At 70.5% G+C, this 11,649-nt stretch carries 8 protein-coding genes; 7 read left to right on the top strand and 1 reads right to left on the bottom strand.

What is annotated here, in order from left to right; genetic code table 11:
• A partial coding sequence (gene mazG / locus D7V97_RS31470) for a nucleoside triphosphate pyrophosphohydrolase (protein ID WP_120614327.1) occupies positions 1-814 on the bottom strand: 814 nt, incomplete at its 3' end.
• Between the two features lie 152 nt (positions 815-966).
• On the opposite strand from mazG, the gene D7V97_RS31475 reads away from it, so the two are divergent.
• The 7 genes from D7V97_RS31475 (at position 967) to prfB (ending at position 11,552) form a co-directional block, all read left to right on the top strand.
• On the top strand, positions 967-3,084 hold the full coding sequence (locus D7V97_RS31475) for a hypothetical protein (RefSeq protein ID WP_368668977.1): 2,118 nt from the start codon (positions 967-969) through the stop codon (positions 3,082-3,084).
• Between the two features lie 3 nt (positions 3,085-3,087).
• Positions 3,088-4,206: a DUF4388 domain-containing protein gene (locus D7V97_RS31480; protein ID WP_120614324.1), complete on the top strand. Its 1,119-nt coding sequence runs from the start codon at positions 3,088-3,090 to the stop codon at positions 4,204-4,206.
• Between the two features lie 95 nt (positions 4,207-4,301).
• Entirely contained in the window at positions 4,302-5,363 is a 1,062-nt protein-coding gene (locus D7V97_RS31485) for a PhoH family protein (protein WP_120614325.1), read from the top strand.
• Positions 5,364-5,568: 205 nt separating this feature from the next.
• Complete coding sequence (locus D7V97_RS31490; RefSeq protein WP_120614328.1) at positions 5,569-8,076, top strand: HD family phosphohydrolase; 2,508 nt, start codon at positions 5,569-5,571, stop codon at positions 8,074-8,076.
• Entirely contained in the window at positions 8,073-8,954 is an 882-nt protein-coding gene (gene ybeY / locus D7V97_RS31495; protein ID WP_199728997.1) for an rRNA maturation RNase YbeY, read from the top strand. The genes D7V97_RS31490 and ybeY overlap by 4 nt, the downstream gene beginning before the upstream one ends.
• A 103-nt stretch (positions 8,955-9,057) precedes the next feature.
• The gene (locus tag D7V97_RS31500) at positions 9,058-10,374 is read left to right on the top strand and encodes a DUF4105 domain-containing protein (protein ID WP_120614326.1); all 1,317 of its coding nucleotides are present in this window, start codon (positions 9,058-9,060) and stop codon (positions 10,372-10,374) included.
• A gap of 55 nt (positions 10,375-10,429) precedes the next feature.
• Positions 10,430-11,552 (top strand): peptide chain release factor 2 gene (gene prfB / locus D7V97_RS31505; protein ID WP_233583344.1). Its coding sequence is split into 2 segments (ribosomal slippage): positions 10,430-10,498 and positions 10,500-11,552, totalling 1,122 coding nucleotides; the frame shifts between segments, so codons are not numbered across the junction.
• Positions 11,553-11,649: the final 97 nt, after the last annotated feature.

Here is an 11,649-nt window from a genome sequence, read left to right on the forward strand (position 1 = left end):
GGGGAAGGGCCTTCTCCTCGGCCTTGGCCGCCTGCCAGTGGCGCTCCATGTGCTCCAGGGTGGCGCCGCCGAAGGGCACGTTCTCCTCGTTCAGCCGGGCCTCGATGTACTGGAACCGGGTGACGAAGCGGCGGGAGGCCATGCGCAGCGCGTCCTCCGCCGGCGTCTTCACGAAGCGGGCGAGGTTCGCGAGCGAGAACAGGACGTCCCCCAGCTCGTGCTCGATGGCGTCCCGTCCGCCCGTCGCGATGGCCTCGTCCAGCTCGCGCAGCTCCTCGTCCAGCTTGCCGCGCACCCCGGCGAGGTCCGGCCAGTCGAAGCCGATGCGGCTGGCCTTCTCGGTGAGGCGCTCGGCGCGCAGCAGGGACGGGGCGGCGGTGGGCACGCCGTCCAGCACCGAACCCGCGCGGCCCGTCTTGCGCTTGCGCTCGTCCGCCTTCAGCTTCGCCCAGTTGGAGAGCACCTGTTCGGCGCCCTTCACCTGTTCGTCACCGAAGACGTGCGGGTGCCGCCGGGTGATCTTGTCGCTGATGGCCGCGCAGACGTCCGCCATCGTGAACTCGCCCAATTCCGCCGCGAGCTGGGCATGGAAGACGATTTGAAAGAGCAGGTCCCCCAGCTCGTCGCACAGGGGGTGCCAGGGGCCGCCCTCGGCGACGCGGTCCATCTCGTCCAGGACCTCGAATGCCTCCTCGGTCAGGTAGGGGCGCAGCGAGCGCAGGTCCTGCTCGCGGTCCCAGGGGCAGCCGCCCTCGGCCCGAAGCCGCTGCATGATCCCCACCAGTCGTTCCAGCTCTGATCCAGGCGCCGCCATTCGTTCGCTCCCGTGCAGTCCCCCGCCGCGCGCTCCTGTAGCACGGGGCCGCCGAGAGGGAACGGGCGCACATGATTTCGTGTCGTCCGCCCTGTCGCCTATCATCCGCCCCTCGGATGCTCCGCTCGTTCCTCGGCCTGTGTTGTTGCCTCGTGCTGCTTCTTCCCGCGCGTGCGCCTGCGTTGATGCAGGACGCGCCCACGCGCATCCAGGAGACCTACCTGGAGGATCCGGAGACCGACACCGGGGAGGGCACCGCCGTCCAGGATGATCCGGGAGCCGACGAGGCCGAGGAGCCCGAACCGGATCCCGAGCCGCGTCGCCCCGCCGGCCGGGGCCGCGTCGTCACCCCGCCCCCCAAGCCCGTGGTGCCCGCCGCTCCGGTGGAGCCCACGCCCGTCATCGTCCCGCCGCGCCCCGGCCCTCCGCCGGTGATGGCGCCGAAGCGGGCGGACGCGGACTTGCTGGCCGTGTGGGAGCGCTGGAAGCAGGCCCGCGCGCGCAACGACAGCGCCGCCGCGCGGACCGCCCAGCAGGAGCTGCTGAAGCTGCGCGAGGAGATGCTCGCCTCCGACCTGGAGCCCCTGAGCGTGGGCTTCCTGCGCGAGGCCGCGGTGCGCCGCCGCGCCGGGGACCTGACGGGGACGCTCGCGCTGCTGGACGTGGCGGTGGCCCTGTCGCCGGGCCTGCCCGCGGCGCACTTCGCGCGGGCGGAGGCGTACGTGGTGGAGGATCCGCTGAACGTCCCGCGTGCCCTCGGCGCGTGGAAGGCGGCGGTCGTGACGCTGGCGAAGGACGCGCGCTACCGGCGTCCGGCGCTCACGGACCTGGGCGCGGTGGCGCTCGCGGCCTGGGCGGCCACGGCCGTGGCGGTGGTGGCCGTGCTCTTCCTGCGCCGGATCCGCTACGCGCTGCATGACTTCCACCACCTGTTCCCCCGGGCGGTGGCGCGCTGGCAGTCGGGCCTCCTGGGGCTGCTGCTCCTGGCGCTGCCCGCGGTGCTGGGCGTGGGGCTCGTGCCGGAGCTCCTGCTGCTCTTCGCCGTGGTCGCGCTGTACGTGGGACGCCGGGAACGCTGGGTGGCGGCGGTGCTGCTGATGGGCCTGGCCGTGATGCCGCTCGCGGCGGGCGCGCTGGTGCGCTTCACCGTCTTCGCCGGCACGCCCGCGGAGGACGTCTACCTGCTGGAGCGCGGCGGCCTGTCCGCGGAAGGCGCGGCGGCCCGGGTGCGCGCGCGCGCCGAGGCCCGCACGGCCCGCTTCCAGGAGCTGGGGGCGCTCGCCTTCTACGAGTCCCGCCGGGGCCTGCTGGAGGAGGCGCGCGCGGACTTCAAGGCGGCCTCCGCGCTGCGCAGCGGGGACGCGCGGCTGCTCACGCGCTTTGGCAACACGCTGGTGGGCCTGGGCGACCCCGAGGGCGCGCTGCCCCTCTACACCCAGGCATCGCAGGCGGATCCGACGATGGCCGCGCCGCACTACAACCTCGCGCAGGTGTACCGGCGCCGGGCCCGGCTGCTGCCGGATGATCAGGTGGGCAAGGAGCTGGACCGGGCCGCCACGGCCATCGCCGCCGCGCAGGCGCTGGATGACTCGCTCCTGCGCCGCGAACCGCCGCCCGAGGACCGCCCCCTGCTCAACCTGCTGCTCCTCGCGCCGTCGGTGCCGGAGCGCGACTGGCTGGAGCTGGCGCAGGGCACGCAGGAGGGAGAGCGCGTGGAGGCCCAGGTGGACCGGTGGCTCGCGCACGCGCTGCCGCAGGGCCCGGTGGGCTGGGCGCTGACGGCGGGGCTCGCGGCCCTCCTGGCGCTGTGGGGCGAGGCCTCCCAGCGGGTGAAGGCCTCCCGCGCTTGTGACCGGTGCGGCCGGGCGGTGTGCCTGCGCTGTGACAAGGACCTGAGCGCGGGCGGCTCGCTCTGCGGCCAGTGCGTCCACGTCTACGCGCGCAAGAGCCAGGTGCCCAAGGAGGTCCGCTCGCGCAAGCAGTCGCAGGTGGAGCGCCACCAGGCCTGGACGAAGCGGGTGACGTACGCGCTGGGCGGGCTGGTGTCCGGCGCGGGCCACGTGGGCACGGGCCTGCCGGTGCGCGGGGCCGTCTATGCCTTCGTGTTCAGCTTCGCCGTGGCCGCGCTGGTGCTCCACCGCGGCCTCGTCCGCACCCCGTACGGAGACGTGCCGCTGTACCTCAAGCTCGTGCCCGCCGCGGTGGTGCTCTTCTTCGTCTACCTGCTGACGCTGCGCGGCCTGCGCCGCCACCAGAAGGGGGAGGCCTGAGCCATGTCCCTCAAGGGCACCCTCAAGGATTTCGGCATCGGCGACATCCTGCAGCTCATCGGCCAGCAGCAGAAGACGGGCACGCTCCACTTCCGCGACAAGGACCAGGAGGTGCGCGTCGGCTTCCAGGACGGCCACATCATCAAGGCCGAGGGCCTCACCCGGAAGCGCAAGGAGCTCATCGGCAACATGCTGGTGCGCGCGGAGATCATCACCGAGACCCAGCTGGAGGCCGCGCTGGAGACGCAGAAGCGCACCCTCAAGCGGCTGGGGGACGTGCTCGTCTCCAGCCACGCCCTCACCGCGGACCGCTTCCAGCAGATGGCCCAGCTCCAGGTGACGGAGACGCTCTACCGCCTCTTCACCTGGAAGGCGGGCACGTACGAATTCATCCAGGAGCCGGTGGAGCCGGGCCCCGAAGGCATCACCCCGCTGCGCGCGGAGACGGTGCTGATGGAGGGCTTCCGGATGGTGGACGAGTGGCCCGTCATCCGCAAGCGCATCCACCGCGACGACATGACCTTCGAGCGCGTCAAGGCGCTGCCCGTGCCTCGCGCGAACGCCGACGAGGGCGGCGAGCTGGGCGCCATCGGCCCCTCGGAGCGCCACGTCTACGAGGAGATCGCCCAGGGGCGCGACCTGCGCCGGCTGGTGGACCTCTGCTGCCTGGGCGAGTTCGAGACCTGCAAGGCGCTCTACAACCTGGTCAAGGGCGACTACGTCCGTGCCATCGATCCGGAGGGGCGCGTCCCCGTTCCCGAGGACCACGGCCTCGTCGCCCGGGTGACGGGCCCGGTGGGCCGCGTCGTCGTCACCATGGCCGTGCTGGCGGCCCTGGCCTTCATCGCCTCGCGCTGGGTGGGGGCGGGCCGGCAGGAGGCCGGCGCGTCCATCCTGGGGGATCCCGCCGCCCAGCGTCAGATCGCGCAGGCGCAGCGCGTCCGCATCGAAGCCGCGCTGGAGGTGTTCCAGTTGGAGAAGGGAACCCTGCCGGAGCGGTTGGACGCATTGGTGGATGCCGGATTGTTGGCTCCCGAGGAACTGCGATACCCGTGGCGGGAGGAGTACTATTACCGGAGGCTGGCTGCCCGGCAGTTCATCCTCCTACCGCCCGTGCGCTAGCTTGAATCGAAGTTGCTCCAGGGCTCCGCCGAGCAAGGGCGGAGGGGCGGCGTTACGTTGAAAGCGAGCGACCACTGAACGAGGAACGACGCGCATTGCGAAATCCCGCCACGCTGGAAGTGCCCGCTGCTCGCACTGACACCACTCCCACCTCCGCCAAGGTGGACGTCCGTGACAACGAGACGACCCAGGCCCTGTGCGGAAATCAGAACGAGAACCTCAAGCTGATGGAGCGGCGCCTCGGCGTCCGGGTGGGGCAGCGCGGCACGGAGCTGCTCCTGTCGGGCCCCTCGGACGCGGTCTCCTTCGCGGTGCGCCTCGTGGAGAACCTCGAGGAGATGATCCGCGCGGGCCGCACCGTCTACCGCGAGGACGTGGAGCAGGCCATCAAGGTCCTGGGCCGCGGCTCGGAGTCCCTCCAGGAGGTCATGCTCGGCACCGTGCTCAAGAGCACCGGCAACCGGCAGATCGCTCCCAAGAGCATCGCGCAGAAGCGCTACGTGGACGCCATCCGGGCCCACGACATCGTCTTCGGCGTGGGCCCCGCCGGCACGGGCAAGACGTACCTCGCCATGGCCATGGCGGTCTCCTTCCTCCAGGAGCGCAAGGTCAAGCGCATCATCCTGGCGCGTCCCGCCGTGGAGGCCGGTGAGAAGCTCGGCTTCCTGCCCGGCGACCTGGCGGAGAAGGTGAACCCCTACCTGCGCCCGCTCTACGACGCGCTGCACGACATGATGGCCGTGGACCGGGCCCAGCACCTGGTGGAGCAGGGCGTGGTGGAGGTGGCACCGCTCGCGTTCATGCGCGGCCGCACCCTCAACGACGCCTTCGTCATCCTCGACGAGGCGCAGAACACCACCGTGGAGCAGATGAAGATGTTCCTCACCCGCCTCGGCTACAACAGCAAGGCGGTCATCACCGGTGACGTGACCCAGGTGGACCTGCCCACGGGCAAGGCGTCCGGCCTGAACCACGCGCGCACGGTGCTCAAGAACATCGAAGGCATCCACTTCTCGGAGTTCTCCGACGTGGACGTCGTCCGCCACCCGCTGGTGCAGGAAGTCATCCGCGCCTACGAGCGCTCGGAGAACGCCCAGAAGCAGGCCCAGGCCGCCCGCGAGGCCCCTGCGTCTCCTTCCAGCGGTTCCCAGGAGTGACGCCCTGCATCCGCCCCCGCTCCCAGGCTTGCGCCGGGGCGGGGGCGGAGTCGTTTCGGGACCCACATCCCGGCTTGTCGGCCCACGCGCATTTTTCGCAGAGCGGACTGGCATCCGGGCGGCGGCTGTCCCACCCTCACGAATTTTCCCCGTCGCTGCTTCCTTGTAGGGAGCTTTGACGCCCTTCCCGGGTGAGGAGTCCCCCATGGCCGATCCTGAATCACCAGCCCCCGGGCCCAGTCCGCTGGACGCGCTCGCGGTGCGCCTGGGGCTCGGGCGTGGGGATTGGGGCCGGCGCATCGTCCAGGGCCTGTTGCTGCTGGTGGTGTCGGTGGGCGCGGGCTTCGTCATCTCCCCGGGCCTCTACAGCCAGCAGATCCCCGCCCTCACCGAGGAGAACGTGGGCAAGCCCTTCCGGGCCAACTCGCCCGCGGGCTTCAAGGCCGCGCGCGACTACGACATCGTCCACCAGGCGATGACGGAGCAGCGCCGCCGCGAGGCCCGCAGCGCGGTGCGTCCGGTGTACGACCTCAACCCGGCGGTGGTGGGCAACCTGCGCGCGTCCGTGCGCGCCGCCTTCGCCACCTCGCGCGAGCACCTGGCCGAGGAGAAGGAAGCCCGCGCCGAGGAGGCCACGCCCGAGGACGCCCAGGTGAAGCGCCGCAAGCCGGCGCCGCCCACCCCCGAGGCCCTGGAGCGTCAGCGCCGCGACCGCGAGGAGATGCAGGCCCAGTTCCAGGAGCAGCTCTTCGGCCAGCGCGACGCGGGCCTGGAGGGCGAGGACTTCCAGGCGCTGGTGGCCAACGGCTTCTCCGAAGAGTCCGAGGCCGCCACGCTGGTGCTGCTCGACCGCGCCTACCGCGCGGACCGGGGCCAGGTGTACGTGGCCGGCTCGCGGGACGAATTGGTGCGCGAGGCGCCGCAGGGCCTCACCGTGCGCGACGTGCAGCACAAGAACGAGGAGTCGCTGCCCGCCGCCGCCACCCAGGTGGTGGACATGCGCGAGGCGCACCAGGAGTTGGACCGGTTCGCCTCCGTGCCCGGCAACGTGCTGCCGGAGTCCCCCGCCGTCCAGCGCCGCGCGGTGTTGCGCATCGCCAAGCGGCTGGTGCGCCCCAGCCTGACCATCAACATCGCGGAGACGGACCTGCGCCGCCGGCTCGCGGGCGACGGGGTGAAGGACGCGGTCATCTCCATCAAGAAGGGCCAGCGCGTCATCGGCGATGGAGAGCTCGTCAATGAGACGCACCTGGTGATGCTGCGCGGGATGCGCGCGCAGACGGACCGGTTGGACCTCTTGCAGCTCCAGGTGGGCGGCACGGGGCTCGTGTCCCTGCTGGTGGTGGCCTTCTACGGCTTCTGCCGGGCGGCCTTCCGGCGCTTCCGCCCCACGCGCAAGGACGGCGTGCTGCTGGGCCTGCTGCTGGTGGGCCTGTTGGGATTGCTCCAGGTCTGGGTGTCCATCGCGGACGCGGTTCAGGACCGCTACACGGCGCTGCCCATCGAAGCGTTCTATTACGCCTTCCCCGTGGCGGCGGGCGCGATGCTGGTGCGCTTCATCCTCACGCAGGAGCTGGCGCTGTTCTTCGCCATGGTGTTCGCGTGCCTCGCGGGCGTGATGCTGGGCAACTCGCTGGCGTTCGGCATCTACACGCTGGTGGGCTCGCTGGTGGCGGCGGACCGCATCGTGAAGGCGAAGGACCGCGTGGGCATCTTCCGCGCGGGCTTCATCACCGGCATCGCCAACCTCGTGGCCGTGCTGTTCCTGTTCCTCGTGGAGGGCAAGGGGCTGGCCGGAGACACGGTCGTCACGGCGGTGTGCGCGTTCTTCGGCACGGCGCTCGCCGTCCCCGTGATGGTGATGGCGCTGACGCCGCTCATCGAGGCCCTGTTCGGCTACGCGTCGGACATCAAGCTCCTGGAGCTGGCGAACCTGAACCACCCGGCGCTCAAGGAACTCATCGTCCAGGCGCCCGGCACGTACCACCACTCCATCATCATCGGGACGCTGGTGGAGAACGCGGCGGAGACCATCGGCGCGAACCCGCTGCTGGCGCGCTCGTGCGCGTACTACCACGACATCGGCAAGGGTCGGAACCCGCTCTACTTCGGGGAGAACCAGAAGGGGGAGAACCGGCACGACGGGCTCGCGCCCGCGATGAGCGCCGTCATCATCAAGCGCCACGTGACGGAAGGCCTGGAGATGGCCCGGCAGTACCGCCTGCCCAAGCTGGTGGCGGACGCCATCCCCCAGCACCACGGCACGCGCACGGTGGGCTTCTTCTTCCACAAGGCCCTCAAGGAGCAGGAGGGCAAGGAAGGCGCGCCGCCCATCGATGAGAGCATCTACCGCTACCCGGGCCCCAAGCCGCAGTTCCGCGAGGCGGCGCTGGTGATGATCGCCGACGCGGTGGAGGCCTCCACGCGCTCCATGCCGGACCCCACCAGCGCGAAGCTCCACGCGCAGGTGCAGAAGATCATCAACATCATCTTCTCCGAGGGCCAGCTCGACGAGTGCGACCTGACGCTCAAGGACCTGAACCTCATCTCCGAGTCCTTCCTGCACACGCTGGAAGGCATCTACCACACGCGTCCGGTGTACCCGGCCGGTGCGATGGGTGGGGGCAAGGTCGGCTCGCCGCTGATGATGGCGCCCGCGCCGGTGAAGGCTGAATCGAAGGACACGAAGGTGAGAACGGCGGGCATGTCATGAGCCGCAAGGTCGAAGGCGTGAAGCTGCGCAAGGGCAAGGTGATTCCCCGCGACGACGGCAAGCGCATCGAGGAGTTCGTCGGCGCGGCCAGCACGGAGACGGAGTCCGCGTCGGTGGCGCGCATGCGGGCGCCCCCGGGGTGGAGCGAACCTCCGCAGACGCCGGAGTTCGACGAGGTGGTGCTCGTCCTCACGGGCGAGTTGACCCTCGTGGTGGACGGCAAACGCGAGCGCATCGGCGCGGGTGAAGTGGGGCTCGTTCCGCGCGGCAAGCGCGTCGTGTACCGCAACGACTCGCAGGGCGCGTGCGACTACTGGTCCATCTGCGCGCCCGCGTTCCGCGTGGAGCTGGCGCACATCGAGAAGCCCGAGCCGAAGCCGAAGGCGTCCGAGAACCAGGTGACGGTGCAGGTGGCGCACGGCCAGGGCGAGGACTACGAGCGCCTCCTGACGACGTGGGGCCGCGCCTACCTGAAGCAGCTGGGGCTCACCGGCTGCGAGCTGTCCCTGTCGCTCGTGGGGGACCGGGCCATCCGCCGCCTCAACCGCACCTGGCGCCAGAAGGACAAGGCCACCGACGTGCTGTCCTTCCCCGCGGGGGATCAGCCCAAGGGGACCCCGGGCCCGCGCCCGCTGGGGGACGTGGTCATCTCCATCGACACGGCGAAGCGGCAGGCGAAGGAGTACGGCCGCACGCTGGAGTCGGAGATGGGCCGCTACCTCGCGCACGGCCTCTTGCACCTCTTGGGGCACGACCACGAGAAGCCGCGTGACGCCAAGCGCATGGCGGCCCTGGAGGAGCAGCTCCTGGGCGAGCGCGGGATGGTGGCGGACTCGCTGACCATCGACTCGCGTGCCCGCCGGGCCAAGCTCATCTGAAAGCCCACCTCCGGGCAGCCGACACCCCACCGTCCCCGCCGTTGAGTCGGGGGCCGTGCGTGATAGGTAGTTGGGGCCCGCCTTCCGTGTGTTGGATGGAACGATGCCCCGCCTGTCGTCTCTCGCATCCTTAAGCCTGCTTGGCCTCCTGCTGTTGACGTCGCCCACGCGCGCCTCGGTGCCGCCCTGGGGCACGGGCGAGAGCCGGGGCGAGGACCTGTCCATCTGGCTGGTGACCTTCAGCCCGGGCGATGACGTCTTCGCCTGGTGGGGCCACGGCTCGCTGGTGGTGGAGGACCGCGCGCGGCAGATGCAGCGCCTCTACAACTACGGGATGTATTCGTTCGACGACCAGACGGTGGTGCGCTTCGCCAAGGGCCGCCTGGAGTTCTGGGTCGGTGAGTCGAGCGTCAACGGCACCTTCCGCCTCTACAAGTCGCTGGGGCGCGACGTGCGCGTGCAGGAGCTCAACCTCACGCCCGCGCAGCGCGTGAAGGTGGCGAAGCAGCTGGCGGACAACGTGCTCCCGGAGAACCGCGAGTACCTCTACGAGCACTACAGCGACAACTGCGTGACGCGCCTGCGCGACATGATCGACTCGGCGGTGGGCGGCAAGCTGAGCGAGGCGGAGCGTGCCCCGGCGCGCATGACGCTGCGCGAGCACACGCGGCGCTACACGGCGGTGAGCCCGCCCATGAGCCTGCTGCTCGACTTCATGATGAACGACTCCATCGACAAGCCCATCACCAGGCGGGAGGAGGCCTTCCTCCCGGATGAGCTGGAGCAGCAGGTGGCGGAGCTGAAGGTGCCCGGCGCGGACGGGCAGCCGGTGTCGCTGGTGGAGCGGCAGTGGGACTACTACACGTCGCCCCGGCCCCGGCCGCCCGCGCAGCCGCCGAACTTCGGCCCCTGGATTTTCGCGCTGGGCGTGCTCCTGGGCGGAGGCGCGCTGGGGCTCGCCGCGTGGGAGCGCCGGGGCAGCCGCGCGGCGCGCATCCTCCTGGGCCTGGAGAACGCGGTGGTGGGGCTGGTGCTGGGCATCCCGGGCCTCGCGCTCGTCGTGATGTGGATCGGCACCGACCACGTGGTGACCCACCACAACGAGAACCTCTTCCTCGCGAACCCGGTGACGCTGCTGGCCGTGCCGTACGGCCTCCGGCTGATGTGGAACAGCGCGAAGGCCCGGGCGCGGCTCAAGTGGGTGTGGGGCTTCCTCGCGGCGACGGGCGCGCTGGGCGTGGTGCTGAAGGTGCTGCCCGGGTTCGACCAGGACAACTGGCGGCTCATCGCGCTCATCCTGCCCATCTCCCTGGGCCTGGCCGGCGCCTTCTGGCTGGACCGCCTGCGGGCCCGCGCCGCGGTCAGGGAGCCCACGGCCCGACGTGAGGACGCCCAGGTGCCCTCGCTCAAGGCCTCCTGAAGCAACGGACGACTTTTTCTCCAACCACCTCCCGACACGAAGGACGACGAACACCATGGCGAACGACTCGATGGAGAAGATCCACGCCCTGAAGGAGCGCCTCAACGCGCTCCGGGGGCATCTTTGACCTGGACCGCAAGCGGTCCCGCATCGCGCTGATTGAACGTGACTCCACGCAGCCCGGCTTCTGGGACGAAAACACCAAGGCCCAGGGCCTGTTGAAGGAGAAGTCCGCGCTGGAGGCCAGCGTGGGCGCCTTCGACAAGACGATGCGCGGGCTGGACGACGCGCAGACGCTGCTGGAGCTGGCGGCGGAGATGAACGACGAGGCGAGCGCGCAGGAAGCCGAAGGCTCGCTCGCGTCGCTGGAGGCGCAGGTCGCGAAGCTGGAGCTGGCGCGGATGCTCTCCGGCCCCCAGGACCACAGCAACTGCTTCATGGACATCAACCCGGGCGCGGGCGGCACGGACTCCATGGACTGGGCCGCCATGCTCATGCGCATGTACACGCGCTACGGCGAGACGAAGGGCTGGAAGGTCGAGATCAGCGACGCGTTGCCGGGCGAAGAGGCGGGCTTCAAGAACGTCTCGCTGCGCATCGAGGGCGAGAACGCCTACGGCTACCTCAAGGCGGAGGTGGGCGTGCACCGGCTCGTGCGCATCAGCCCCTTCGACGCCAACGCGCGCCGGCAGACGGCCTTCGCGTCCGTGGACGTGTACCCGGAGGTCGACGACAGCATTCAAATCGATCTGCCGGAGAAGGACTACGAGCTGAAGTTCATCCGCGGCAGTGGCGCGGGTGGCCAGAAGGTCAACAAGACGTCGTCCACGGCGCAGCTGCGGCACCTGCCCACGGGCATCATGATCACCTGCCAGACGGAGCGCTCGCAGTCGGCCAACAAGGACATGGCCTTCCAGATCCTGCGCGGCCGCCTGTACGAGCTGGAGATGAAGAAGCGCGATGCCGAGCGCGACGCGGCCGAGGCGGCCAAGAAGGACATCACCTTCGGCTCGCAGATCCGCAGCTACGTGCTGGCGCCGTACCGCATGGTCAAGGACCTGCGCACCGGCGTCGAGACGGGCAACGTGGACAAGGTGCTGGACGGGGACCTGGACGAGTTCGTCACCGCGCAGCTTCTGGGCGTGAAGAACCCGAACCGGAACGCCGCCGCGGACTAGCGACCCTGCAACATTCCGCCCCTCTACCGGCAGGCGTGCGCCGGTGGAGGGGTTTTTTCATGCCCGGGAACCTTTTTCCCGGGGCGGTGTCTGGGGG

This window comes from Corallococcus sp. CA053C, from assembly GCF_003611675.1.
Taxonomy (GTDB): Bacteria; Myxococcota; Myxococcia; order Myxococcales; family Myxococcaceae; genus Corallococcus.